The organism is Methylophaga sp. UBA3603 (assembly GCF_002375335.1).
GTDB lineage: Bacteria > Pseudomonadota > Gammaproteobacteria > Nitrosococcales > Methylophagaceae > Methylophaga.
On sequence record NZ_DFMC01000009.1, the window covers coordinates 351,946 to 377,050 of the forward strand.

General features: G+C 48.3%; 24 protein-coding genes and 2 pseudogenes. 22 read left to right on the top strand and 4 right to left on the bottom strand.

Annotated elements, in window-relative coordinates; genetic code table 11:
• The first annotated feature begins 70 nt into the window (after positions 1–70).
• From B4F66_RS08975 to B4F66_RS09010, 8 genes are all read left to right on the top strand, one after another.
• On the top strand, positions 71–439 hold the full coding sequence (locus tag B4F66_RS08975; protein ID WP_129980165.1) for a metal-dependent hydrolase: 369 nt from the start codon (positions 71–73) through the stop codon (positions 437–439).
• Positions 440–448: 9 nt separating this feature from the next.
• Positions 449–1,603 (top strand): SAVED domain-containing protein, encoded by a 1,155-nt coding sequence (locus tag B4F66_RS08980; RefSeq protein WP_272998040.1) that lies wholly within the window; start codon positions 449–451, stop codon positions 1,601–1,603.
• Positions 1,596–2,786, top strand: a complete 1,191-nt coding sequence (locus tag B4F66_RS08985; protein WP_272998039.1) for a nucleotidyltransferase domain-containing protein — start codon at positions 1,596–1,598, stop codon at positions 2,784–2,786. Before B4F66_RS08980 ends, B4F66_RS08985 begins: the two co-directional genes overlap by 8 nt.
• Positions 2,787–3,500 carry a hypothetical protein gene (locus B4F66_RS08990; protein WP_272998038.1) on the top strand — a complete coding sequence of 238 codons (714 nt, stop codon included), beginning with the start codon at positions 2,787–2,789 and terminating at the stop codon, positions 3,498–3,500.
• A gap of 116 nt (positions 3,501–3,616) precedes the next feature.
• Positions 3,617–5,767, top strand: a complete 2,151-nt coding sequence (mobH, locus tag B4F66_RS08995) for a MobH family relaxase (RefSeq protein ID WP_292355083.1) — start codon at positions 3,617–3,619, stop codon at positions 5,765–5,767.
• Positions 5,768–5,814: 47 nt separating this feature from the next.
• Entirely contained in the window at positions 5,815–7,635 is a 1,821-nt protein-coding gene (gene traD, locus B4F66_RS09000; RefSeq protein WP_106651328.1) for a conjugative transfer system coupling protein TraD, read from the top strand.
• 9 nt (positions 7,636–7,644) lie between these two features.
• The gene (locus tag B4F66_RS09005; protein ID WP_292355085.1) at positions 7,645–8,205 is read left to right on the top strand and encodes a conjugative transfer protein; all 561 of its coding nucleotides are present in this window, start codon (positions 7,645–7,647) and stop codon (positions 8,203–8,205) included.
• A complete protein-coding gene (locus B4F66_RS09010) occupies positions 8,192–8,827 on the top strand; it encodes an IncC plasmid conjugative DNA transfer DtrJ family protein (RefSeq protein WP_011788471.1) in 636 nt (211 codons plus the stop codon). The genes B4F66_RS09005 and B4F66_RS09010 overlap by 14 nt, the downstream gene beginning before the upstream one ends.
• A gap of 26 nt (positions 8,828–8,853) precedes the next feature.
• Here the strand turns inward: B4F66_RS09010 and B4F66_RS09015 are convergent, their stop codons facing one another.
• Entirely contained in the window at positions 8,854–9,441 is a 588-nt protein-coding gene (locus B4F66_RS09015; RefSeq protein WP_292355096.1) for a plasmid-related protein, read from the bottom strand.
• A gap of 288 nt (positions 9,442–9,729) precedes the next feature.
• Here B4F66_RS09015 and traL point away from each other — a divergent pair, with 288 nt between their 5' ends.
• The 8 genes from traL to cueR (B4F66_RS09055) all read left to right on the top strand — a co-directional run bounded on the left by traL (position 9,730) and on the right by cueR (B4F66_RS09055) (position 17,233).
• Positions 9,730–10,011: a type IV conjugative transfer system protein TraL gene (traL, locus tag B4F66_RS09020; protein WP_000433891.1), complete on the top strand. Its 282-nt coding sequence runs from the start codon at positions 9,730–9,732 to the stop codon at positions 10,009–10,011.
• 8 nt (positions 10,012–10,019) lie between these two features.
• Positions 10,020–10,634, top strand: coding sequence for a TraE/TraK family type IV conjugative transfer system protein (locus B4F66_RS09025; RefSeq protein WP_001922895.1), 615 nt, complete (start codon positions 10,020–10,022; stop codon positions 10,632–10,634).
• Positions 10,615–11,514: a type-F conjugative transfer system secretin TraK gene (locus tag B4F66_RS09030; protein ID WP_349676840.1), complete on the top strand. Its 900-nt coding sequence runs from the start codon at positions 10,615–10,617 to the stop codon at positions 11,512–11,514. Before B4F66_RS09025 ends, B4F66_RS09030 begins: the two co-directional genes overlap by 20 nt.
• Before the next feature lie 2 nt (positions 11,515–11,516).
• Positions 11,517–12,806 carry a TraB/VirB10 family protein gene (locus tag B4F66_RS09035; protein WP_020745001.1) on the top strand — a complete coding sequence of 430 codons (1,290 nt, stop codon included), beginning with the start codon at positions 11,517–11,519 and terminating at the stop codon, positions 12,804–12,806.
• 74 nt (positions 12,807–12,880) lie between these two features.
• Positions 12,881–13,453 carry a TraV family lipoprotein gene (locus tag B4F66_RS09040; protein WP_015066557.1) on the top strand — a complete coding sequence of 191 codons (573 nt, stop codon included), beginning with the start codon at positions 12,881–12,883 and terminating at the stop codon, positions 13,451–13,453.
• Positions 13,450–13,839: a TraA family conjugative transfer protein gene (traA, locus tag B4F66_RS09045; protein WP_011788478.1), complete on the top strand. Its 390-nt coding sequence runs from the start codon at positions 13,450–13,452 to the stop codon at positions 13,837–13,839. Before B4F66_RS09040 ends, traA begins: the two co-directional genes overlap by 4 nt.
• A 408-nt stretch (positions 13,840–14,247) precedes the next feature.
• Positions 14,248–16,743, top strand: coding sequence for a heavy metal translocating P-type ATPase (locus B4F66_RS09050; RefSeq protein ID WP_011788479.1), 2,496 nt, complete (start codon positions 14,248–14,250; stop codon positions 16,741–16,743).
• Positions 16,744–16,768: 25 nt separating this feature from the next.
• Positions 16,769–17,233 carry a Cu(I)-responsive transcriptional regulator gene (cueR, locus tag B4F66_RS09055; RefSeq protein ID WP_011788480.1) on the top strand — a complete coding sequence of 155 codons (465 nt, stop codon included), beginning with the start codon at positions 16,769–16,771 and terminating at the stop codon, positions 17,231–17,233.
• A gap of 86 nt (positions 17,234–17,319) precedes the next feature.
• On the opposite strand, the pseudogene B4F66_RS09060 reads toward cueR (B4F66_RS09055), so the two are convergent.
• Positions 17,320–17,835: pseudogene (locus B4F66_RS09060) on the bottom strand (Cd(II)/Pb(II)-responsive transcriptional regulator).
• A 516-nt stretch (positions 17,836–18,351) separates the two neighbouring features.
• On the opposite strand from B4F66_RS09060, the gene istA reads away from it, so the two are divergent.
• The 5 genes and pseudogenes from istA (at position 18,352) to B4F66_RS09085 (ending at position 22,693) form a co-directional block, all read left to right on the top strand.
• Positions 18,352–19,857 carry an IS21-like element ISSpu15 family transposase gene (istA, locus tag B4F66_RS09065; protein WP_063529287.1) on the top strand — a complete coding sequence of 502 codons (1,506 nt, stop codon included), beginning with the start codon at positions 18,352–18,354 and terminating at the stop codon, positions 19,855–19,857.
• Entirely contained in the window at positions 19,850–20,620 is a 771-nt protein-coding gene (gene istB / locus B4F66_RS09070; RefSeq protein WP_063529288.1) for an IS21-like element ISSpu15 family helper ATPase IstB, read from the top strand. Before istA ends, istB begins: the two co-directional genes overlap by 8 nt.
• A 531-nt stretch (positions 20,621–21,151) precedes the next feature.
• Positions 21,152–21,577 (top strand): Cu(I)-responsive transcriptional regulator, encoded by a 426-nt coding sequence (cueR, locus tag B4F66_RS09075; protein ID WP_011788488.1) that lies wholly within the window; start codon positions 21,152–21,154, stop codon positions 21,575–21,577.
• A 183-nt stretch (positions 21,578–21,760) separates the two neighbouring features.
• Positions 21,761–21,969, top strand: a pseudogene (locus B4F66_RS09080) (IS4 family transposase); the annotation flags it as partial.
• Between the two features lie 370 nt (positions 21,970–22,339).
• A complete protein-coding gene (locus B4F66_RS09085; RefSeq protein ID WP_011788489.1) occupies positions 22,340–22,693 on the top strand; it encodes an ArsR/SmtB family transcription factor in 354 nt (117 codons plus the stop codon).
• A gap of 40 nt (positions 22,694–22,733) precedes the next feature.
• Here B4F66_RS09085 and B4F66_RS09090 read toward each other — a convergent pair whose 3' ends face one another.
• Positions 22,734–23,102, bottom strand: coding sequence for an oxidoreductase dimerization domain-containing protein (locus B4F66_RS09090; protein ID WP_223420022.1), 369 nt, complete (start codon positions 23,100–23,102; stop codon positions 22,734–22,736).
• A complete protein-coding gene (locus B4F66_RS09095) occupies positions 23,014–23,712 on the bottom strand; it encodes an FAD-dependent oxidoreductase (protein ID WP_015066563.1) in 699 nt (232 codons plus the stop codon). Before B4F66_RS09095 ends, B4F66_RS09090 begins: the two co-directional genes overlap by 89 nt.
• Positions 23,713–24,057: 345 nt before the next feature.
• Here B4F66_RS09095 and B4F66_RS09100 point away from each other — a divergent pair, with 345 nt between their 5' ends.
• A complete protein-coding gene (locus B4F66_RS09100) occupies positions 24,058–25,086 on the top strand; it encodes a cation diffusion facilitator family transporter (RefSeq protein ID WP_011788490.1) in 1,029 nt (342 codons plus the stop codon).
• The last annotated feature ends 19 nt before the right edge of the window (positions 25,087–25,105 follow it).

A 25,105-nucleotide genomic window follows, 5' to 3' on the forward strand; every position in this document is an offset into this window, starting at 1 on the left:
ACTGGTCGATTCATGGATGTAAAGACATCCGACAAAACACCTTTTAAAGGTGTCAGGAAGGAGAAATAGTTTGGCTAATGGTAAAACCCATTTGGCCGTCGGGGCTGCGGTTGGTTTAACCGTTGCCTTGGCGGACAACAAAAAACAAGCTGTCAGTCACCATCCTGTAACTGCCATTACGGTTGGCTCTCTATTTGGCAAGCTTCCAGATATTTTGGAACCCTCTTTGGGTAACCCTCACCATCGCCAGTTTTGCCACAGTCTATTGGTGTTAACTGCACTAGGTGTTGGTCTCAAACATTTGTATGAGTGGCAACCGGAAGAGGCAATTGATAAGTGTCTTCGCGGGCTGGGGCTAATAGCCGGATGTGCTTATGTGAGCCATTTGCTCTGTGATGCGACAACACCGCGCTCACTTCCGTTAATTGGCAAACTATAGGAGTTTTGAATGGTCGTTGAAGTCACGAGGCACATTAAACGCCCTGTTGAGCGAGAACTTTGGGCTCGTGCCGCTGCGCGTTGTCAGTTTAGCGGGTGTAATAAGTTGCTATACAAATCAGCGGTGACCCAGGAATCGGTCAATGTCTCTCAAAATGCTCATATTTACGCATTTTCTGAGAATGGGCCTCGTGGTTGGGGACTCTTTAAAACTAAGCCAACCAGCTTGAATGACGTCAGCAACCTCATGTTGATGTGCTATGACTGTCACAAAAAAATTGATCAGAAAGGCAGCGAGGATAGGTATCCAGCCGATCTCTTGATTAGTTGGAAAATGCAGCATGAGCAACGTATAGAAATACTCACAGGCATTGATCCTGATCGCAAATCAAATGTTGTTTTATATGGTTCCAATATTGGAACTGAAAGATCACCGATTAATTATCACGGTTGTGTTGAGGCAATGTTTCCGAATTGGTATCCGGCAACTGAAAAGCCAGTGACCCTATCCATGGTATCAGAGCTGAAGGATCACTCTGAACAATATTGGCAAGCAGAGTCGCAACACCTAACGAAGCGTTTTCAAAGTAAAATTTCATCGATTATCGAAGAGGATTCTTGTAAGCATTTTTCATTGTTCGCGTTAGCTCCTCAACCATTGTTAATAAAACTTGGCGCTTTGCTCACCGACAAAATTGACGTCGAGACTTATCAGCTGCATCGAGAGCCTAAAGGCTGGTTTTGGCAAGACTGTTCAGATGATTTTGAGTACATCATCAACAGACCTCAAAATATGGAGGGAAAGCCAGCCCTGGTGCTTTCTTTGAGTGACCATGTGTCGCATGAGCGAATTACTCGGGTTATAGGGCCAGATACATCGATTTGGGAAGTGACTATAAAGCAGCCTCATAATGATTTCATGCAGTCAAAGCAGCAGCTCTCCTTGTTCAGAAAGTGCATAAGAAAGCTGATTGTTGAAATCAAAAATACACACGGGGATGCGACGCCACTGCAAATTTTTCCTGTGATGCCAGTATCGTGTGCCGTCGAATTAGGACGGGCCAGAATGCCTAAGGCTGATATGCCATGGCTTATTTATGACCACGACATAAAAACACAACAATTTGTAATGGCAATCGAGCTTCGAGGAGATCTATATGAGTAATAGCAAAAGTAACGATGTTCTAAACACAATTCTCGAAAAAATTGAGCTACCTGACAGTGCTTATGAAAAGGCTGAAAAACGCTATAAGGATCTAGGCGATTGGTTACATCGCCCAGAGTCAACATGCGTGAATTTTGATCCCCACGTGTTTTCTCAAGGTTCCTTTCGTCTAGGTACGGCGATTAGGCCCGATTCAGAAGAACAGTATGACCTAGACATGGGGTGCAATCTTCGGCGTGGCCTGGATAAAACGTCTATCACTCAAAAGCAACTAAAGCACCTAGTCGGTCATGAATTAGAGCTTTATCGAAACGCCAGAGGCATTAAGGAAGAGCTAGCCGAGAAGAAACGCTGTTGGCGCTTAGAGTATGCCGATGGGCTTAGCTTTCACATGGACATAGTTCCGTGTGTGCCAGAGAGTGATACAGGAAGAGGCCTGTTGAAAAAGCGGATGGTCGAAAACTCTAAGTTTGATGAAAGCTTGGCTCAAAACGTGTCTCAGCTTGCAGTTTCGATTACCGATAACACAGATTTCACTTATGCAGTTGTGAATGAAAACTGGCGTATCAGCAATCCTGAAGGATATGCTCGATGGTTTGAAACGCGCATGAAGACGGCACGGTTAGTAATAAATGAACGTGAAATGCGATTTAAAGCCAGTATAGATAGTCTGCCATATTATCAATGGAAGACACCCTTACAGCAGGTTATCCAATTATTGAAGCGTCATCGTGACACTATGTTTAAAAACAATGAGGATAGTAAGCCAATATCGGTAATCATCACTACATTGGCTGCTAAATCATATAAAGGTGAAAGTGATTTGGCTTCAGCGTTGAATACGGTGCTCTCCGAGATGGATGACCATATTTCTGCACAAGCGCCAATGATTCCGAACCCAGTCAACCCAGCCGAAGATTTTGCAGACAAGTGGTATGACGAAAAATCTGCTCAATACCGATTACAAGAAAACTTTTATAAATGGCTGTATCAAGCTAGAGCTGATTTTAGTGCTCTTTGCTCAAGTGATGATACGCAACGAATAGTAAATGCGGCGCAAAATGGTTTGGATTTGAAGCTTGATTCAAGTTCGGTAGCACGTCTCTTGGGTATTCCTGCGGTGACAGCAAAACCAACTTTCGCAATTCAATCATCTGATCCAAAGCCATGGTTTAAGCAATAGATGAAGCACTGGAAGGCTGTAGGCCTAGAGGCTTTTCTCTCGGCCTATCCGAACATTAGATTAGTAGATGTCCATGCAGATAAGGTTGAGTTGCAGGGAGAGTATCAGTTAAAAGCACAGCTAGCTGGAAGTCGGTTTATAGAGCGAACATTTTCTCTAAGGATTGTATGCCCAAGTGATTATCCTAGGGCTTTACCAGTGGTGTTTGATACCGCTGGTTACTTTCCTCGTAATCAGGACTTCCATACTTACTCTGATGGATCATTTTGTCTTGGCTCAGTCCTGAAAATTAAGTCAATTTTGAAAACCGACTCGTCATTGACAACCTTTTTCGAAAAGATTGTTGTCAGGTTTCTTTATTCGGTGTCCCATAGGGTTGAATTTGGCAACTTTCCCTATGGCGAACTGGAGCATGGTGAGAAAGGCCTGATTGATGATTATTCTCAGTTGTTCAATGTTAATGGTAAAGCATCGGTTCTACGGGCACTGAAAGCGTTAGGTTTGCGCAAGCGTGAGGCAAATAAATTACCTTGTCCATGTGGCTGTGGTGATCGTCTTGGCTCGTGTGACTATCGGTTTGTCTTGAACGAGTTTCGTCAAGTTGAGCGCCGCCGATGGTTTCGCCATCACCTACAAGAAGCTTTTACACCGATTGAAAAACCCAAAAGGAGAGTTGGGAAAAAAACTAAAAGTCCAAGTAGAAATACGCCTTAGCTTAATAAGCTCCCTCGGGCATTTATGGCATATGTGTTAATACATATCGGATTTTTGAGTCTAATCAACCGGCAACGCCAGATTGAACCTTCACACTATCGTGTCGGAGGTTCACTATGTTCAAAAACCTATTTTTTCAAACAAAAGCACTACCAGAGCTGTCATCGCAACTGGATACGGAAATCCCACGCTACCCGCCATTCCTGAAGGGGTTGCCAGCTGCATCACCTGAAGATTTGCAGTCCACACAAGACGAGCTAATTGCCAAACTTCGCCAGGTACTTGGCTTTAACCAGCGTGAGTTTCAAAGGCTGATTCAGCCCTGCATTGATCATCTGGCTGCTTATGTTCATTTGTTGCCAGCTTCTGAGCATCATCATCACAGTGGTGCTGGTGGTTTATTACGTCACTCGTTGGAAGTTGCTTTCTGGGCGGCACAAGCTGCTGAGGGGATCATCTTTGTTGCCAGTGGCACCCCGGTTGAGAAAAAAGAGCTGGAACCAAGGTGGCGTGTTGCGGCGGCATTAGGCGGTTTGTTCCATGATATTGGTAAGCCAGTTTCAGATCTGTCCATCACAGACGAAGATGGACGCTATCAGTGGAACCCTTTTTTAGAAACCTTATCCCAGTGGACCACAAATAACAGCATTGAACGCTATTTCATTCGCTGGCGCGACGGACGGTGCAAGCGGCACGAGCAATTTTCAATTCTGGTTTTAAACCGGGTGATGACACCTGAGTTGCTCGCCTGGTTAACCCAGCCGGGCCCTGAGATTTTGCAGGCCATGCTGGAAGCGATTGGCAATACCGATCCCGAGCATGTCCTGTCTAAATTGGTTATTGAAGCTGACCAAACCAGTGTCCAGCGAGACCTGAAAGCGCAACGAATTTCCGTTGACGACAATGCCCTTGGTGTCCCAGTCGAACGCTATCTACTTGATGCCATGAGGCGATTGCTTGCCAGTTCCCAGTGGTTAGTCAATCAGCGAGACGCCAGAGTCTGGTTACGACAATCGAATCAATCAACCCATCTTTGCCTGGTTTGGAAAAGCGCGGCTAAGGACATCATTGAGCTATTGGCCAAAGACAAGATACCGGGCATCCCAAGAGATCCCGATACCCTTGCGGACATCCTCATTGAGCGAGGATTGGCCACTAAATCCGCCTCAAATGAGCGATATGAAAGCCTTGCCCCTGAAGTGCTGATCAAAGACGACAAGCCAATCTGGTTACCCATGCTGCATATTTCTGAGGCCGATTTATTGTTCAGCTCGAATGTACCAAGTGGTGTGACACTGTTTAGTAAACCTGAGTGGGAAGCAACACAGCAAACACAAGCAGAGCCTCAGAGTCGTTCCTGTGAGCAGCCAGGCTTGTCTGAAGCGTCATCATCAATCGATCATAGCAGTTCGGCTGAGTCGCCATCGACAAAATCGTCCGAACAAGATGATGAACTTCGTCATGCCAGTGATGTTAATAACCCCCAGGCAACTGAAAATGCTCCAGGTGATGAATGTGAAAAGCCTAACAATTCATATGATGGCGCTATCTCAAATAACGTAAACCAGCACGATACAGAAGCATTGAATCTCCCTGAATCTTTGGCGTGGCTCCCAGAGGCCAGCAGTGCGTTGGTTATGGTTGGTGAACAGATACTGATCCGCTATCCCGATGCCGTAAGACCTTGGTGTGCCCCCCGAAAACTGCTTGCTGAACTCAGTCGATTAGATTGGCTTGAACTAGATCCGGCAAACCCGACACGTAAGGCCAGAACTGTGACAACGAAAGATGGCGTTCAGGAGCAAGGGTTACTGCTTAAGGTATCGATTTCTAAAGGGCTAACTGCACTGATAGACCTCTCCAAACAAGACGCAGAAGCGGCGGTAGCAATTCAGAACGAAGAGGCTGCACAGCGTCCGAGTCGAACTGAGACAACCAATGCCCAAGCAAAAGAGCCCGTCACAAAAGCGGAGCGTAAGCAAAAGCCGATTGCGGCCAATGCGAACTCAAGTACAGACCCCAAACACGCGCAGCGCCAACAGATGGTTAATTTTGTGAAAGATTTGCCCATCTTACTGACCGATGGCGATTACCCAGACGTGGATCATAGTGCCGATGGTATTCGCGTCACGATTCAAATCTTACGCCAAGTCGCCAATGAGCATGGCATTCCAGCCGGACAACTGCTTCGGGGGATCTCGGCCAGTGACGAATGCCAGTTTGATGAGGGGGAAACGGTTCTGTTTACCGCTCACGCTAAACGTTAATCCATTTGAAATTAAGCGGATTGCAAACGGTTATCTGCGGAGCATGAATGAAAGAAAACGCATATGAGATGCCTTGGCGCACGAATTATGAAGCCATGGCAGCAGCAGGTTGGCTGGTAGGGGCCACTGGGGCAATAGCCGCAGAAATGCTGACTGAGCTACCACCTGAGCCATTTTGGTGGATGACGGGGATTTCCTCGGGCATGGCGTTGTACCGCCTGCCCGAGGCTTACCGTCTTCATAAGTTACAGAAGGGACTAAAAGGCAAACCTTTGGCTTTTATGGAGCTGTCGCATTTACAAAAGGTGATGGCAAAACATCCTGATGAATTGTGGTTAGGGTATGGCTTTGAGTGGGACCAACGTCATGCTCAACGCGCTTATGAAATCTTAAAGCGGGATAAGCAAACCTTGCTTAACCAAGGTCACGGCAAACAAATGGGTTCAACCTGGATTCATGGTGTTGAGCCCAAAGAAGAAGATGTGTACCAGCCAGTTGGTCACACAGAAGGCCATACCTTAATTGTCGGCACAACCGGTGCCGGAAAAACCCGATGCTTTGATGCGATGATCACTCAGGCCATTTTGCGTAATGAAGCCGTGATTATTATTGACCCCAAGGGAGACAAGGAACTTAAGGATAATGCGCAGCGAGCCTGTATTGCCGCCGGTAGTCCTGAGCGCTTTGTGTATTTTCATCCGGGTTTTCCAGAGCATTCAGTACGTCTTAATCCCCTGAGAAACTTTAACCGGGGCACTGAAATTGCCAGCCGTATTGCGGCACTAATCCCATCCGAAACCGGGGCTGATCCATTTAAAGCCTTTGGCCAAATGGCACTGAATAACATCGTTCAAGGTCTGCTGCTTACTTCACAACGTCCTGATCTGAAAACACTGAGACGATTCTTGGAAGGTGGCCCAGAAGGTTTGGTAGTAAAAGCCGTCACAGCCTGGGGGGAGCAGGTGTATCCGAACTTTAGTGTGGAGATTAAACGCTTTACTGAAAAGGCCAATACCTTGGCTAAACAAGCCATGGCGATGCTGCTTTTCTACTACGAACGCATTCAGCCCGTTGCCGCCAATACCGATTTAGAGGGGCTATTGAGTATGTTTGAGCATGACAGAACCCACTATTCCAAGATGGTGGCCTCACTGATGCCGGTACTCAATATGCTCACATCAAGTGAACTAGGTCCATTGCTATCACCGATTGCAAACGATGTGGATGACAGCCGGTTAATTACGGATTCTGGCCGTATTATCAACAATGCCCAAGTGGCCTATATCGGGTTGGATTCATTGACCGACGCCATGGTTGGCAGCGCCATTGGTTCGTTGCTTTTATCCGATCTCACCGCCGTGGCCGGTGACCGCTATAACTATGGTGTTGAAAATCGTCCCGTAAATATCTTCATCGATGAGGCGGCTGAAGTCGTCAACGATCCCTTCATTCAACTGCTCAACAAAGGCCGTGGCGCAAAAATGCGTTGTGTGATTGCTACTCAGACCTTTGCTGATTTTTCAGCTCGTACAGGCAGTGAAGCTAAAGCTCGCCAGGTGTTAGGTAACATCAACAACTTGATAGCCCTTCGGGTGATGGACGCCGAAACGCAGCAGTACATTACCGACAATCTGCCTAAGACTCGGTTGCAGTACATTATGCAAACTCAAGGTATGTCGTCCAACTCGGACAGCCCCGCATTGTTTACCGGCAATCATGGCGAACGCTTGATGGAGGAAGAAGGCGATATGTTTCCACCGCAGTTATTAGGCCAGCTCCCCAACCTAGAGTACATCGCCAAGCTTTCAGGTGGCCGCGTGATCAAAGGCCGCATTCCTATTTTAACCAGCTCTACACAGGCAGCATAAGGAGTCTGTATGCATCATTCTGTCTGTTTGAAAATGACAACACTTACCAGTAAAGAAATGCTTGCTCAGTGGCAGCAACATAACCCTCAGTTCAAGGAAGCTTTAAGACTGCTTGAAACCGATTGGCCTCATGCTTTGGCTTCAGTGCACTGTTTGGCGGACTATTTAACGGATGCGTTCACGTTAGATGGCCATTCCATCTTTGATTTGTGTCTGTGTAATGGCTTGGGCAGTTATGAAGAAGTCAGTTGTGATGATGACAGTGTACGACTGTGGCATTTCATTGAGGCACTGACCTGGACTGCCGCCAGTGCTTTAACGGGGATTCGGCTGCGTGATCCTGACCATTTCGAGTGGGCCGCTGTGGATGGTGTCTATTTCCACACCTGGATGCGTAATCGTCCAAATCGGATGGCGTATCTGGCTGAAGGACGCCTCGAAGTGCGTTATGAAAGTGGTCATACGACGACAAAGCGGCTTCAACAAGTGATTAAAGCCCGGATTATGACGCCAACCGTTGCAGCCATGCTGGCCCGAGTAGAAGAGGATGTTTGGCATGAGCAAGCATAAGTCGGTTTGGCTGCTGTGTCTGGCACTGATGCTGGAGATTATTGCCATTGGCGTGTTAGTGCCCGGTGATTGGACTGGCCGAGTGATTAGTAAAGAGAAGCAGATGATCCAAAACCAATTGGGCGCACAAACAAGCTATTGGATTGGTCAAACTAGCCATCGCTGGTATCAGTCATGGATTGTGGATACGCAGATGGAGCAATCTGTGCGTGATTTTTTAATCCCCACAGAAGAACAACGACTTCGTTCTAAAGGGATGGAGAACATGGGAGGCTTTTGGTTCGTCTGGGTAGAAGACCGTATTCAGGCATTTTTTGATGTGTTGTACCAAGTGTTCACTCGATTTGCTTTGCTGATGGTCTGGTTGCCCTTTGCGCTTATTCTCATGTTACCAGCGTTGTGGGATGGCTTAATGACCTGGAAGATTAAGAAGACAACCTTTGATTTTTCGAGCCCTATCATTCACCGCTACAGTATGATTATCCTGGGCTCAGGTGTCATTTTGCTGTTTATGGGATTGTTCGCTCCGCTGGCTATTCCTCCTGTGGTGTTACCGTCGCTGATCATCGGTTTGGCATTGATGGCGGGGTTGGCGTTAAGTCACTTGCAGAAGAAGATATGAGGCCCATCAGGCCTCATCTTGTAGAGCTAAAACCTTACGCCTACGGTATTGCCGTTCTCGTCTTCAGCAGGTAAATGGTAAGTATCAATAAGGTGGCCTTGAAGCCAAATATATTGAGGCATCCAAAAAGAGTACTGTCGTATAAGAGCCAATACTTCTTTCAGTGGTTTGTTTGCATGAGGCTCGGCAAGACGAAAGTACATGAATGAGCAATCATCTCGAAAGTACTCCTGAAGCTCTGAATCCGATAGCGTTTCTTTTAGCGGCCTGTTTTGTTCGTCGTCCTCATCAGGGGAATTGGCATAAATTTCAAATAGCTGCTTTTCAGTAAGCATCTCCAATAAGTGGTCTTCAATTAAAACACCATCACTGGTATCGACATCCATACCATCTTTGTCATCAAAAACCATGACACATCCAGAAGATAATGCCACTTCTGATGGTTTCAGTACGTCATTAGCTTGTACAACCTGATGCCAATGATTAAAACCAACAGAGATTGCAATTTCATCGAGTGCTTGAGTGTGTGTAATGGATTTTTCACGCTTAAGCTTTCGTGCTTTTTGCTTTAAACGTTCAACCGTGGCAGAGGAAATGATTTTAGTAATTTGCATTGAGTTTCTCCTATTAGCGAATACGGTGCCCACTGCCGAGGTCGCAGAAAAAACCTAAGCAAAAAATAAATTTGATATGCATGTCGTCCCGTCCGGGTTTGCTAAAGTGGGCAGCTGGTCTCGACACGACCAATATCCCCATCATATCAACCGCATCAAAAAGATCAATTGTTAGTATTGTCTGAGTAGAACCCTCAAAACCTTCAAGAATTCGGCATCTAGCTGACCACTGAACCTGCCAATCCCAAGGCATCCTTCACTTCTCAATTCAAACAACGAGGAGTGACTATGGAACCTGTGAGTATTCCGTCCTATATCGATGATCCGCCGCACTTCCTGCTTTGGAGTGCCGATGAGATGGCTCCCATTCTGTTGGGGCTAGTGATCGGCATTTTTACCGGTAATGCCTTGGTTTTATGCCTGTTGGGGTTGGTGACAACCAAGCTCTATCGGCGTTTTCGTGATGGTCGCCCAGATGGTTTTATTCTTCACGCCATCTACTGGGCCGGACTGTTGCCAACCAAAGCCAAGACGATCCCTAACCCATTTATCAGGAGCTATCTGCCGTGAAGTTCGACGTGTTTTTAAAATCATGGCAAGGCACGCAATTAGAGAACCGATGGCAGCGGTTCCTGATTGCAGTGCTGGTGCTATCTAATTTGCTGCTTGCGGTAGCGGCATTTTCTCGCAATACCGTGGTGGCCATTCAACCACCAACCTTGTCTGAAACGGCTGAAGTGTCACGAAACCAGGCCACTCAGCCTTACCTGGAATCTTGGGGACTCTACCTGGCTGAGCTTATGGGCAACGTGACGCCGGGCAATGTGTCCTTTATCCGGGTTGCTATCGAGCCGCTACTTTCACCTGCGGTGTACCAGCAAGTGGTCGATGCACTGGAAATTCAGGCAAGGCAAATCCGAGAAGACCGAGTCACGCTCAAATTCCAACCCAGACAGGTGGAGTATGAGTATGAAACCGGCCATGTCTTTGTGACCGGTTATTCCTTGGTCTCTGGACCATCTGGAGATGAACAGCGCCAAACTCGCACCTATGAGTTTGACATCGATATTGAGCAATACCGTCCAAAGCTCAGTTGGATGGATACGTATGAGGGGCAAGCTAGAACGAAGCGCGTTCGTGAAAAGTTGACCCAAGAGCAAAACCGGAGGGTGAATGATGCGAACCAAAATTAATCGATGGATAACACCAAACTTAATCGCAATGAGCTTGAGTGGCGTCCTGTTATCTCAAGCGTCGTATGCAGACGTGGAATTGCCGATTGTGCCAGCTAGTGTGATGAAGCAGCCCGCTACAGCAAATTCGCCGGTTCAAACCAATACGGTTTCAACGGATGTGCCAACAACGTTACTGATGACACCGGGGGTTAATGAACTGATCCCTGTAGCACTTGGTCATCTGAATCGGATTGTGACGCCGTTTGAATCGCCTCAGGTGAGAACAACCAGTGATGCTCAGACGCAAATCAAGGGGAATGTTGTATATGTGGCCACGGACAAAGAATCACCGGTTTCACTTTACATCACACCGCCTGGTCAGGAAGCGCCCGCATTATCAGTCACCTTAGTACCTCGTCGTATTCCACCGCGTGAAATCACCTTAGCGATTGATGGTCAGCAGTGGCCCATTAAGGGCGTCGTGAACCGAAAAGCCGCCACTTGGGAAACGGCTCAGCCATACGTCGATAGCTTACGTGATTTACTCAGACGCCTTGCACTAAATGAGTTACAACAAGGCTATGACATCCGTTTAGCTGGCCAAACTGACACAAGCCCGAAATGTTTTCAGCCGGGCTTAAAGTTTGGTTTTAAGCAGGGGCAAATTGTGACAGGCCATTATTTCACCGTCTATGTAGGACTGGTTGAAAGCTTTGCCGATGGGCCGATAGAAGCCAGTGAAATAGCCTGTCATGCACCAGATATAGTGGCAAGCGCCTACTGGCCTCGCAATATCTTGTTGCCGGGTGAAAAGACTGAGTTGTATGTGGTTGTTCGCAATCATCGTGAAGAAGCGGTGGAAAGTCAGCGACCTTCGCTTCTTGTGGGAGGTGAATAACGATGAAAGCACAATGGGAACAAATGAGCCCGAACATGAAGCGGGGCCTATCGGTTGCTGGTATTGCTGGTGGTCTCATCCTTATGGTGATGGTGTTTTCACCTAATCCTGACGATGACTCAAGTAGTCGGAACCGACAGGAAACGATCCGGCACATTCTTACGGATACCAATACTCGTGATGTTGGGGTCGATAGTTTGGCTGCGAACGTAAAACTACTCAGTGAGCGCAATGAACAGTTACGTCGTGAAGTTGAGCGCTTGCGTCGTGACGTCGATTCAGGACGGCTAAGCCCAGGTTCGCCTTCTATACCAAGTGAAGTCAATGCGGAGCTGGCCCGCCTTAGAGCGGAACTTGATGATGTTCGCGCTGGAGGTGATGCAGCAGTTGAAGGCACAAATAGCCGCTTTGAAGTACCTTTATCTGCCATGGAATTGCCTGAAGAAGAAAAGCCATTGCCGTCTAACCCAGACGACTATTTTGCCAATGCGCCACTTCCTGATCCGCTCTATCAGCAGCCAGCCAATGGCCAAGGTACACGAGCTCGGGATGTTCCATTGCCGCCAATCACGATTCGTATGATTGAGCCTGAAGTGGTTGCTGAACCAGAGGTTGTTGTGCAAGAAGCGCCGCCTTTGTATTTACCGGCGGGCAGCATCATCTCAGGTACTTTGATCACAGGTTTGGATGCACCTACTCACGAGTCCGCAAGACGCGAACCTTTTCCTGCATTGCTGAGGATTCAAAAGGAAGCCATTTTACCCAACCGATTTAGAGCGGATATCAAAGAGTGTTTCTTGATCGCCGCAGGTTACGGTGATTTGAGCTCTGAGCGTGCTTATTTGCGAGGCGAGACCATTTCATGTGTGAGAGAAGACGGTGGCGTCATTGAAACACGACTGGATTCTTATGCTGTAGGTGAAGACGGCAAAGCCGGCATTCGTGGCCGATTGGTGTCGAAACAAGGCCAGCTGGTGGCCAAGTCGATGATGGCCGGATTCCTTCAGGGCTTGGCTGGCGCATTTGATGTAAATCCTGTTCCGACGATTCAGACGGGTAATGCCGGTGATACTCAGCTGTACCAGCAAGTCATGAGCCAAGAAGCATTACAAGGCGCTGCGATTAAAGGCACAGGTAAAGCATTGGATAGAGTGGCCAAGTTCTATTTGGACATGGCTGAAAATATGTTCCCAGTCATAGAGGTAGACGCTGCAAGGAAAATTGAAGTCATAGTCACTCGTGGTGCCTCGTTGTCGTTGGCCACTTCTCAAGGGGGTGGTGCAAGAAGATGAAAAAATCCTGCATGTTGCTAACCGATCGAAGTCCGTTTCAGACAATAAGATGTGTATCCAGAGGAGAGTTAACCATGACGACATCAATGCAGAACAACCCAAAGCACCAGTCAAAACAGTGGTCTAAAGCTGGATTACTTTTATTGGCAGTCGGCTCAACCTTATTGTCTGGCTGTAGTTCATTGGGTCTTGGGAGTAGTGAATATGGATGCCCAGGTATGCCTGACGGTGTGCGCTGTTTATCTGCTCGTGAAGTCTATGAGCTTACCAGTTATGGCGCTGCACCCAAGACGATTGATGCTGTGGCGACTCGAATTGGTTCTCCCTCTGGGTATTCACAATCTGATTTAGAGACAGGACTGCTGAGCCATCCAGCATTACCCGAGACGCAGCAATCTGCACCTATTCGCATTCCTTCAAGGGTAATGCGGATTTGGATTGCGCCTTGGGAGGATGACCGTGGAGATCTGAATTTATCCAGCTACGTGTTTACCGAAATTGAACCGCGCCGGTGGGATATTGGGGTGTCAGCACCTCGAACGGTTTCGCCAGTGCTACGTCCACTTCAGACTCAAAGCGATTCAGCCTCAGCGGGAGCTGATGGTAAGCGCGATAACTTGAGTATCTACGGAGAAACTAACGAATGACAAATGCAGTTCGCAGCATTCAGACTCAGCGCCTAATGACCATTGGTGCGCTTGGTTTAATGGCGTTAATGATTTCGGAGCCCTCATTTGCAGGCACCGGTGGTGATGCTTTCACCGATGTGTGGGATACCCTAAAAGATTGGACCCAAGGTACTTTGGGACGGATCGTAGCGGGAGCCATGGTTCTGGTGGGTATTGTGGGCGGTATCGCTCGCCAAAGCTTGATGGCCTTTGCCTTGGGCATTGGTGGCGGTATGGGTCTCTACAACACACCAACAGTCGTTGAAAGTGTCATGTCTGCAACTTTACCTGTTGTTGCTAGCACTCAAGAAGTCATTGGCACAACAATTCCAGCAATCAGCGCCGTTTTACTGGGCACCTTATAACAATAAAAAACGCCCAAGCGGCCAGATTTCTGACGGCTTGGGCGTCATCCCACCCCGTCCCCGATTACCATGACGGCGTTTCAGTTAATAGGTTTCCCATTCACTTAGCTTGATTACAAGCAGCGGCCATGAATACCGAAAAGAATGCTAGCGCCGCCACTGCAAAAGGCAGTTAGCGGGGCTTTTCTTGAGGGAGCACATTCAAACAGGCTACTAGCCTGATATTTTGAGATTTAGGCGCTCGTTTCTTTTGAGTTAGAGTTACACACTACCAAACAGCTGGATGAATATCAGGAATGATGGCGCTTCATTTGTTGTGTTCATGAGGTTAAAAATAATACGCTTGACCTTCCCATCATGGTAAGCCCTAGACTGTTTAATATCTGAACCAACAATGAGAAATACATCATGAGCATTCATAAAAACCAGCTCTCCAGCAATGCTGAAGCCCGGGTTAGCTTACCTATTGAGGGTATGACCTGTGCAAGTTGTGTAGGACGAGTTGAAGCAGCTTTAAACAAAGTTGAAGGCGTCGTAAACGCAAGTGTCAATCTTGCGACTGAGCTGGCGGATATTCATCTTAAAGCTCCTGTTGATCGACTGAAGTTAATCGAAGCAATTGAAAAGGTAGGATATGAAGTTCCTGTAACATCCGTTGAACTTTCAGTGCAAGGTATGACATGTGCTTCGTGTGTTGGCCGTGTTGAAAAGGCACTCTTAGCGGTTGATGGTGTAAAGGCGGCAACGGTTAACCTTGCAACTGAGAGGGCAACTATTCGCGGAGTGGCTGGCATAGACGATCTCATATCTGCTATTCAAAAAGTTGGCTATGAAGCCCGTGTCATCGATACCCAAAATCAGGTCAGTAATGAGTCTGAAGTAAGAAAGGACGCAGAGAAGGCTTTATTAAAGAAAGATTTAGTTATTGCAACAGCACTGGCTCTGCCGGTATTTGTTCTCGAAATGGGATCTCACATGATTCCAAGAATGCAACACTGGGTGATGAATACCATTGGGATCCAGGAAAGCTGGTACGTCCAGTTTGTATTGACATTGTTAGTCTTAGTGGTTCCAGGTCGTCGATTCTACATGAAAGGCATTCCTGCTCTTACGCGGCTTGCTCCTGACATGAATTCACTGGTCTCTGTCGGGACTATTGCTGCTTTTGGTTATTCTGTGGTTGCTACGTTTGTACCATACCTTTTGCCTGAGGGTACCGTTAATGTGTACTACGAAGCTGCTGCAGTGATTGTCGCTCTCATTCTTTTGGGACGATTTATGGAGGCGAGAGCTAAGGGGAGAACGTCTGAGGCTATCAAACGCTTAGTAGGCTTGCAGGCTAAGGAGGCGCACGTGCTCCGTAATGGCGTAATGAATGATATTCCTGTCAAAGACGTTGTGCTTGGAGACATTATCGAAGTTCGCCCGGGAGAAAGGATTCCGGTCGATGGAGAGGTAAGTGAAGGTACCAGTTTTATAGATGAATCGATGATAACTGGTGAGCCTATACCAGTGGAAAAAATCGTTGGCAGTGGAGTTGTCGGAGGGACTGTGAACCAGAAAGGAGCACTGAGGTTGCGTGCTACTGCGGTTGGTGGTCAGACAATGCTGTCACAAATCATACGGATGGTAGAACAGGCCCAGGGGTCAAAGTTACCTATACAAGCTGTTGTGGACAGAGTGACATTGTGGTTTGTTCCAGCTGTGATGTTGGCAGCACTTTTTACATTCCTGATTTGGTTAGTATTTGGTCCATCACCAGCCCTGTCTTTCGCATTGGTTAATGCTGTGGCAGTGCTAATCATTGCATGTCCATGTGCAATGGGACTCGCGACACCGACATCTATCATGGTTGGTACAGGTCGTGGTGCAGAAATGGGAATTTTATTCCGCAAGGGAGAAGCCCTACAGTTACTCAAAGATGCCAAAGTTGTTGCTGTAGACAAAACCGGAACTCTGACTGAAGGTCGTCCAGTCATGACAGATCTGGAACTAGCTCAGGGTTTTGAACGTAATGAGGTATTAGCAAAAGTTGCCGCAGTTGAATCACGTTCTGAGCACCCTATTGCTCGCGCTATTGTTGAGTCGGCAGAAGGAGACGGCATTTTACTGCCAGAGCTTACTGAGTTTGATTCAATCACTGGTATGGGAGTACGAGCGACTGTTGAAGGGAGCCTTGTAGAAGTAGGCGCTGATCGATTTATGCGTGAGTTAGCATTGGAGGTAACGTATTTTTCCCGGATTTCTGAACGCCTCGGGAATGAGGGGAAATCACCTCTCTATGTTGCTATAGATGGTCGGTTGGCTGCAATTATTGCTGTAGCTGACCCTATTAAATCAAGTACTCCAGTAGCTATAAAGGCATTACATCAGCTTGGTCTCAAGGTCGCCATGATTACCGGTGACAATGCGAATACAGCTCAGGCTATTGCTAAACAATTAGATATTGATGAAGTGGTTGCGGAAGTGTTACCTGAAGGCAAAGTTGAAGCGGTGCGTCGACTGCAAGAAAATTACGGTAAAGTTGCTTTTGTCGGCGATGGGATAAACGATGCCCCGGCACTTGCAGTTGCAGATATTGGACTTGCAATTGGTACAGGAACAGATATAGCCGTGGAGTCAGCTGATGTTGTCTTAATGTCAGGAAACTTGCAGGGAGTTCCTAATGCTATTGGATTGTCTAAGGCAACAATCGGTAACATCAGACAAAATCTCTTTTGGGCATTTGCTTACAATGCAGCATTGATTCCAGTGGCTGCAGGACTGCTATACCCAGCTTATGGAATACTGCTCTCTCCAATTTTTGCAGCAGGGGCGATGGCGCTATCAAGCGTGTTCGTTCTGGGAAACTCATTGCGTCTGCGTCGGTTCCAGCCTCCTTTGGTTGAGGACGCTGAGCATTAACGCTGAGCATTAACAAGGTGGGCTTATGAATATCGGAGAAGCATCGCGTAAATCAGGAATATCCACCAAGATGATTCGTTATTACGAGCAAATTGGATTAATCCCTGCCTCCGAGCGTACGGAGTCAGGTTATCGTAAGTATGCTCTCAATGATGTTCATAGATTGGTTTTTATTCGTAGTGCCCGAGATCTCGGGTTCTCTCTGGAAGATATAGAAGGCTTGCTTACGTTATGGAATGACAAATCTCGCCAGAGCATTGATGTTAAACGCCTGGCTCAGGAGAACATTGCTGACTTAGAACGACGTATGGAAAGTATACGTCAAATGACTGAGAAACTACGAGTTTTAATCCGGAGTTGTGCTGGGGATGAGCGGTCAGAATGTCCTATTCTTAGGACATTAACCAATGCTTCGGGCAAAGCCCGCACCGTAAACCGAGGAGGAGCGGTACAGCGCCGCTCTGGAGATAAGCTGAGCGGCAAAATGTAGTACTTTAAATTGGCCCATAATGGTGTAAGACTACGCAGTTTTAACACCATCACATTTTTTTCATTTTAAACAAGCGCGTGGCATCACTAATGCCCCCCTAAATGGTTGGTTGGTGCGGTTAAGGAAAGATCGCTATCACTTTCATCAGCTGTCAATTTTTGGACTATGCAACATTTATCTATGCTGCGGTCAGCGCTACAAAAAGCATTCAGCTCCTTACGTTGCTCTTCTAACGCTACTAATTCTTTGATTCGATGCTGAATGTGAATTAGGTGGGCGTTGATGATTGCATCTATCGGGCCACATTCTTTACCCTGATTATTGATTGCTAACAGCAAAGCGCGAATTTCCTCATGGGTCATATCGAGAGAACGGCAGCGGCGGATGAATAGTAGTTTTTCAAGACGGGTTTTGTCGTAGTGACGATAATTATTTCCTATGTCTCGTAAAGGTGCCTGCAGTGGACCTTCTTTCTAGTAGTAACGAATCGTTTCTACCGGACAGCCTGCTTTACGCGCCAACTCACCAATTTTCATATATCCCTCGTTTGAACTTGACTCTGTAGTTAGATTAGGGTCTTCAGTAGTCAGTATAGTAAACATATTGGGCAAGTGGTCCCGCAAAAAAGTAAAACTCTAGTAGGAAGGAAGCTGCTAGTTGTATTTAAAAATTAAGCTTGGTTGTGGGAGGCAAGATTCAGAAATCAGGCGAATTGAACAAGGCGAATGGTCATTTGTATGTTCATAATGATTGCAACCATTCGCATGTTGAAAAAGACCTAAATCATGATAAGCCTACTTACAAAGGTTGTGGCCATGACCATGACCAGAAATCGCATGATCAAGATGATCATGGCCTTAGTGGAGACTGTTGCGCGGCTGCGCCTACAAAGATTAAATAATCTGGGGGGGGCGAACTGAAATCCGCATTATGCAAATGGATTGTCCTGTAGAGGAAAAACTGATTAAAAAGAAATAAGGGGATGTATATGGCAGTTATGGGCCTTAATTCTAGACAGTGGCCAGATATTGAACGACAATTAACTTGTCCGGTCGGCGACAACTATGTTGGCCGGTTGATCTGATACCGTCCGTCACGGATTCCATTAGGAGATAACCGTGTCGGGCAAACCCATCACAGATCAACAAATCAGGTTATATATGAATGAACGTAAACAAGGTCAAACCCAGCTTGCCGCTTCGGCAAAGTCTGGTTTATCAGAGCGATCAGGTCGCCGCATAGACAGCGGTGAACTGAACACAGAACCAACCCCCAAGCGTCAATGGCGCACTCGCAAAGACCCGCTTGCTGAGGTCTGGTCATCGGTGCTGGTACCACTACTCGAAGCGAACCCTGAACTATTGCCGCTCACGTTGTTTGAATACCTTCACGACAACTACCCCAATCAGTATGACAACACCGTACTGCGCACGTTGCAGCGACGTGTCAAAGCATGGAAGGTCAAACATGGCCCCGCAAAGGAAGTCATGTTCCGCCAAACTAAAGTGCCTGGGCGTTTGGGTTTATCGGACTTCACGCTCTTGAAAGGGGTTACGATTACAATACTTGGGCAGGTATTTTGCCATTTGCTATACCACTATCGCCTTGCCTTTAGCGGCTGGACGTACGCCAAAGTCATTTGCGGTGGTGAAAGCTATACCGCCTTGTCTACAGGGCTTCAGAATGCCTTATGGCGCAGTGGTGGCGCACCCCTTGAACACCGCACCGACAGCTTGAGTGCCGCCTTTAACAATCTGGCCGAGAAGGAACAGCTTACCGTTCGGTACGACGCCTTATGCCACCACTATCAACTCAAAGGCAGTCGTAACAACCCCGGCAAGAGCCATGAGAACGGTACAATAGAAGCGGCACACGGGCATTTAAAGCGACGTATGACTCAGGCCTTGCTGCTGCGAGGCGATACTGATTTTACGTCCCTTGAGGCCTATCAAGCCTTCGTGGATGGTATTGTCACCAAGATTAACCAGCAATGCCGCACCCGCTTTGAACAAGAGCGGCCGTTATTGCAGACACTGCCAAAACGGCGCACTCATGATTATGCGGAGCACAGTGTTCTGATTAGCAGCAGTAGCAGCTTTGACCTCAAACGGGTGACCTATACCGTACCGTCTCGCTTTATCGGCGAGCGGCTGTATGTTCAGCTGTATGACGAGCGCTTGGATCTGTTCAGTGGGCATGAGCAGATACTCAGCTTACCGCGTGTTTATGCCACCACAACCCAGCGCGGACGCAGTGTCGATTATCGCCATGTTATCGACTCCTTGGTTAAAAAGCCGGGGGCCTTCCGTTACTCGCAGCTGCGCGATGACTTATTACCCACCCCGGACTACCACCGTATCTGGCAGTATGTTGACGGCACACTGAATCCCCATGATGCCTGCCGTTACATCGTGCGCCTGCTGCACTTGGCCGCGACAGCTCAGTGCCAAGATAGCCTTGGTCGTTACGTACTCAAAAGCATTGAGGGGGGTGAATTACCCAGCAACTTACAGTGCAATAAGCGCTTTAGTACAGACACGGCCGTGATTCCACTCATTACGGCAAAGCAGCACCTGCTGGCTGATTACGATCAGCTGTTATGTGTGGAGGTGCAACATGGCTGATCTTGCCTCCCTCCCGATTCTCTTGAAGGAATTAAAGTTAAGTAGCTTCGCCCAGCACTGGGAAGGCCTTGCACAAAAGGCGCTGGATGAACAATGGTTACCGCAAACCTACCTTGCGGCTTTGTGTGAACACGAAGTGGGTGAGCGTCATCACAAGCGTTTACAACGCTATACCCGCGAAGCACAACTGCCACCGGGTAAGCCGTTGAGCCAATTTGATTTTAGTGTGGTAGAGGGGATTAATAAAAATCAGCTTATTGCCCTGGCGGATCAACAGCAGTGGGTTAATCAAGCCGAGAACGTGTTGTTGTTTGGTGCCAGTGGTGTGGGTAAAACCCATCTTGCCTGTGGTATTGGCTATGCCTTGTTGGCGCAAGGGGTGCGAGTAAAGTTCACTAGCGCTACCCATCTTGCTCAAAGCCTTCAGCAAGCAAAAGCGGCGTTGGTATTGACTGACGTGCTGGCTCGCATGGACAAATATACGGTGCTCATCATTGATGATATTGGCTACGTCAAAAAAAGCAGCCAAGAAACACAGGTATTGTTTGAATTGATTGCGCACCGCTATGAAACGGGCAGTTTGATTATCACCTCAAATCAGCCTTTTAGTGGGTGGGATCAGATCTTCGACGACAACATGATGACGGTGGCGGCGATTGATCGGTTAGTGCATCACGCCACTATTTTAGAGATAGGTGGCGAAAGCTACCGTAAAAAGGCGTCAATGATGAGAAAGGAGATGCCTATCGCTAACGACAATTAAACATCGTCAACCGGACAAGTTAATTGACGCGAACCGGACAAGGTAGTTGACGTTCAATAAATGAATTTGACTCTCAAAACTGCAATGGTCCAACTATCAGTATGAACGATGACACCTTGAGGCTGCCCTCGCCAGAACAGCGCCATGGTCAGCACATCGCATATGATGATGATTTGGTTAAAGCAATGGTTCAATGGGTAGATAATTTTTTGAACACTAGATGATCAGTGGAGTCAGATGAATTAAGTCGGCATTTATTTTTGAACTTTAAGAATTATTTATTATTAAACCATGTGGGAAATCTAAACGATCAAGATTTTAATATCATACAAAAAATCTATCGACTTCTCTTGACCTTCCGGTTAGGGGAAGGTTTAACCTGAAGTTAGGTGGGGGCTGGTGAGATTTTTGGGAACAGGTTAATGGTTACTTGGTTCAATGGATTAGGAAATTTCCTTCAATAAATGTTACCCGAAACTATGTTACTTAAAGCTAACTACAGTATTAGTAAAAATCATTTGGGAGGTGAAGATGAACATTGGTGATGCAGCCCGCTTATCGGGAGTTTCGGCGAAAATGATTCGTTACTATGAGGAGGTTGGGCTAATACCATCAGTCTCCAGAACAGAGGCTGGTTATCGGATCTACAAAGATGCCGATGTTTATAAGTTACATTTTATACGTCGATGTCGAGATCTCGGTTTTTCTCTGTCACAGGCAGGAGAGTTACTTTCTCTTTGGGGAAATCATTCGCGTCAGAGTGCAGATGTTAAAAGTATAGTTGAATCTCATATTAATGATTTAACCTTAAAAATTGAAGAATTTCAACGTATGGCATCAATTCTTACCACACTCTCTGCTTGCTGCGCGGGAAATGAAAAACCCGACTGCCCAATACTGAAGGCTCTCTACCTCGCGGATACTTCCCATCTGCAGGACATAGAAAGCTGCCCTTAAACTTTCGACTCCCTTCAATGTTATTAGGTGATCGCCATGGGTGGGAATACGCAGTTTAGCTCGAAAGCTAGACCTTTGTCGTCAGGATGAGGTCGCATGCGGCCTGATTTTTAATTTATTAAAATTCATATGATTAAAGTCAACTTTATTTAATCAGTGCTAACAAGTAAGTTTGTGAGTGATTGGAAGCTGCTGTGGTCAAAAGTCGAAAAGAAAAAAGTACCGAAGCGAACTCCAAGTGTTTATTGGGTTTGTATAAGTCTCGGAAAATTAGTGGGTTGGTTTGATTCAAAAAGGACGGGACGAGTCGGCAGGGAGCGGTTATGGGAAGGATAGTTTTACCACAAACCATCCTTGAAGGTTACCTGTTAGCCAAGTCTCTTGATCAATGAGATGTGATCAAGAGACAGGCACCTTGGTCAGGGCGCACTCGATTCGGACGATGCAGCTCGTGCAGGTCATGCCCTCGATGGGCAGGCTGATCGCTGCTACGGTGGCACGACCAGCACTTGTTAATGGCATGCTCAAGGTGTCTTCTCAAAATTGAAATTAGACATACAGGGTACTTGAGGGTTACTATGTTGTAAGGTTAAGCCCTATTTTGAGCGCTGCTGGTTTGGACGATTTCGCTGCGCATAGACGCGGCGCGCCTTGGCTCGCAGGCTGTCTCCTGATCTTTGTCGGCGAGTGCGATCAAATTATCGCAGCCTCGTTAATTCTGAACGGCATGAGTAGCTGTTCGAGAGTTGGAATTTTTGAGAAATGACTTTACGCAAACAAGTTAACGCGCCCCGCGGTGCAAGCGACGATCTGGCTTCTTTGTCACAGAATGACGTTACGATCCTGGCCGAGACCTTCCGCCTACTGGGCGACCCGTCTCGGTTGAGAATAATGCTGTGCTGCATGAAGGGTTCCTCCTCGGTTGGGGACATCGCGGAATCCCTCGAGCTTTCGCAGTCGCTGGTCAGTCACCACCTGCGGCTGCTGCGTGGAGCCCGCCTTGTGAAGGGGGTGCGCCAGGCCAAGCAAATTTTCTATGAGGTGGACGACAAGCATGTGAACCAAGTGCTGCTGGACATGTCCACTCACATCGTCGAAGAGCACAACGACGATTAGCCGCGGGCGAAGCGCTCGTTGCGATGCGGATTGCGATCTATTACAAGCTGGGGCCGTATGACCGCCCGCGGCTACACTCAATGAGATGAATGCGGGTCCAATTCTGATCAATCAGAAGTTCAGCGCGCTTATCGACCGCAAGTGAGGCCTTATTGAATGCCATCGCGATGACCGCCTCAGCCACAAGTTCGCTGATCTGCGGGCCGACTACATGTACGCCGAGGATTTCGTCTGTCGTAGGATTTGCGATCACCTTGACGAGACCCGCTGTCTCGCTCAATGCACGCGCGCGACCGTTAGCCATGAACGGAAATGTACAGCTACGATATGCTGCGCCCGCGTATTTGAGCTGCTGCTCGGTGCGACCTACCCAGGCGATTTCCGGGCTGGTGTAGATGACGTTGGGGATCGTGTTGAAATCGACATGACCGCGATGGCCTGCAATGCGCTCGACCACAGCGACACCTTCTGCGCTCGACCACAGCGACACCTTCTTCCTCTGCCATGTGCGCTAGCATCAGGCCGCGCACCACATCGGCGATGGCCCAGATACTGGGCACGCTGGTGCGCCATTCGCCGTTCACCACGACGGCTCCGCGCCCATCCAGTTCAAGGCCGACGGCGGCCCGAGTCATAAACGCCAGACCGTTTAAGAACTGCACCTTGTTTTTTCGGAACAGATAGAGTTTGCCTTCGTTGCTCGACTTCACGACCTGATTCTTGCGCTCCAGCATCACAGCCACGTCCATGCGTAGCTCGCCCGTGGACATGATGCCGAGCGCGCCGAAGTGGTGCTTGGCTTGGTCTAAGTTTTTGGACGACTGCAGCAGCGCCTTTGACGGGATGCACCCGATGTTGTTGCATGTACCGTCTTGGGTAGGCTTGCCTTCCTTGGTTTTCCAGGCATCGACGCAGGCGACATTCATGCCTAACTGCTCGGCGCGAATCGCTGCGATGTCGCCACCAGGCCCGGCGCCAATGACGATGACGATGACGATGACGTCGAAGTTCGTGTCCATGATTGAAATCTCCTAGATGTTTTCAGGCGCTTTCCTGCGTGGTGCTCGCGCTGCGGTTTTGGCCAGCCAGCGCCCCGTCCGATCTGGCTCACGACCATCCGAACCTTCCGGCGGGTCATCCTCTATCTGCGTCAGCACTTGGATCTGGGCCAACATCATCACGACCTGATTGTGGACGACCTGCACAGGGTGTGGCCAAGAGGATAGGCGTACTAAATAGCCGCATCGCCGCCACTCATCTTTCGCAGTCCTTAGTATGGTTTGCTAAAAATACATTGCATAAACATATGTTCATGTATTATATTTTACGTACAGTCAACCACCTAATTTCTGCGCGAGGCCCTGATGTCCCAATCGCACGATGAACATGGTCACGACCATGACCACACTCCAAAAGTGACCGGCGCTAACGAACGCAAGGTCTTGCTGTCCTTCTTCCTGATCTTCGGCTTCATGATCGTGGAGGCTGTCGGCGGCGTGCTGTCGGGCTCGCTGGCCCTTCTGGCCGATGCGGGCCACATGCTGACCGATGCAGCAGCGCTGGCTCTGGCATACGCGGCATTCCGGTTCGGGCGCCGACCAGCTGACAGCAAGCGCACCTTTGGCTACCTTCGGTTCGAGGTCATCGCCGGCTTCCTGAACGCTGTGACGCTCTTTGTGATCGTGGCATGGATCGCCTATGAAGCATGGGAGCGACTGCAAGCTCCGCCCGCCATCCTTGCCGGCCCGATGATGATCGTCGCCGTGCTTGGATTGTTGGTAAACGTTCTGGTGTTGTGGATCATGACCCGCGGAGAGACCGATCACGTCAACGTGAAGGGGGCCATCCTGCACGTGATGGGCGACCTGCTGGGCTCGGTCGGTGCCATCGTCGCTGCAGTGGTCATCTATCTCATTGGTTGGACGCCAATTGACCCCATCCTGTCGGTGCTGGTGGCAGCCCTGATCCTGCGCAGCGCCTGGAAGCTCCTGGCGAAATCGATCCACATTTTGCTCGAAGGTGCGCCCGAGGACGCTTCTCCGGAGCAGGTGGAACAAGGCCTGATGGGCGCGGTGCCTGGCTTGGCGGCCGTCAGTCATGTGCATGTATGGCAGCTTACCTCTGGTCGCACGATGGCCACGCTGCACGTTCGCCCTAGTGTGGCTGAGGAAGCGCGCACCGTGGTCAAGTGCGTAGAGGTGGTGCTTCGAGAGCAATTTGGCATCGAGCACGTGACGGTCGGGATCGAATGGAACTCTCCTGGTGAAAAGAACCTTTGCAGCTTGCAGCCGACAGGTGGGCCGCAAGGGCACACCCCACATGAGCATGACACTAGCCACAGCCATGAAAAGGGTCATAAGCACGACCATTCCGTCCCGGGTCATCAACACTGATGCTGCAGCCAGCGTAGTG

Bases quoted from the DNA above. Each gene is read 5' to 3' on its own strand.
- B4F66_RS09010 (WP_011788471.1), top strand. From the start codon at position 8,192: ATGAGCAAGCATAAGTCGGTTTGGCTGCTGTGTCTGGCACTGATGCTG.
- traL (WP_000433891.1), top strand. From the start codon at position 9,730: ATGGAACCTGTGAGTATTCCGTCCTATATCGATGATCCGCCGCACTTC.
- B4F66_RS09005 (WP_292355085.1), top strand. From the start codon at position 7,645: ATGCATCATTCTGTCTGTTTGAAAATGACAACACTTACCAGTAAAGAA.
- istB (WP_063529288.1), top strand. From the start codon at position 19,850: ATGGCTGATCTTGCCTCCCTCCCGATTCTCTTGAAGGAATTAAAGTTA.
- traA (WP_011788478.1), top strand. From the start codon at position 13,450: ATGACAAATGCAGTTCGCAGCATTCAGACTCAGCGCCTAATGACCATT.
- traD (WP_106651328.1), top strand. From the start codon at position 5,815: ATGAAAGAAAACGCATATGAGATGCCTTGGCGCACGAATTATGAAGCC.
- B4F66_RS09095 (WP_015066563.1), bottom strand. From the start codon at position 23,712: ATGGACACGAACTTCGACGTCATCGTCATCGTCATCGTCATTGGCGCC.
- B4F66_RS09030 (WP_349676840.1), top strand. From the start codon at position 10,615: ATGATGCGAACCAAAATTAATCGATGGATAACACCAAACTTAATCGCA.
- B4F66_RS09100 (WP_011788490.1), top strand. From the start codon at position 24,058: ATGTCCCAATCGCACGATGAACATGGTCACGACCATGACCACACTCCA.
- B4F66_RS09040 (WP_015066557.1), top strand. From the start codon at position 12,881: ATGACGACATCAATGCAGAACAACCCAAAGCACCAGTCAAAACAGTGG.
- B4F66_RS08990 (WP_272998038.1), top strand. From the start codon at position 2,787: ATGAAGCACTGGAAGGCTGTAGGCCTAGAGGCTTTTCTCTCGGCCTAT.
- B4F66_RS09085 (WP_011788489.1), top strand. From the start codon at position 22,340: ATGACTTTACGCAAACAAGTTAACGCGCCCCGCGGTGCAAGCGACGAT.
- B4F66_RS08985 (WP_272998039.1), top strand. From the start codon at position 1,596: ATGAGTAATAGCAAAAGTAACGATGTTCTAAACACAATTCTCGAAAAA.
- cueR (WP_011788480.1), top strand. From the start codon at position 16,769: ATGAATATCGGAGAAGCATCGCGTAAATCAGGAATATCCACCAAGATG.
- B4F66_RS09050 (WP_011788479.1), top strand. From the start codon at position 14,248: ATGAGCATTCATAAAAACCAGCTCTCCAGCAATGCTGAAGCCCGGGTT.
- cueR (WP_011788488.1), top strand. From the start codon at position 21,152: ATGAACATTGGTGATGCAGCCCGCTTATCGGGAGTTTCGGCGAAAATG.
- B4F66_RS09035 (WP_020745001.1), top strand. From the start codon at position 11,517: ATGAAAGCACAATGGGAACAAATGAGCCCGAACATGAAGCGGGGCCTA.
- B4F66_RS08980 (WP_272998040.1), top strand. From the start codon at position 449: ATGGTCGTTGAAGTCACGAGGCACATTAAACGCCCTGTTGAGCGAGAA.
- mobH (WP_292355083.1), top strand. From the start codon at position 3,617: ATGTTCAAAAACCTATTTTTTCAAACAAAAGCACTACCAGAGCTGTCA.
- B4F66_RS09015 (WP_292355096.1), bottom strand. From the start codon at position 9,441: ATGCAAATTACTAAAATCATTTCCTCTGCCACGGTTGAACGTTTAAAG.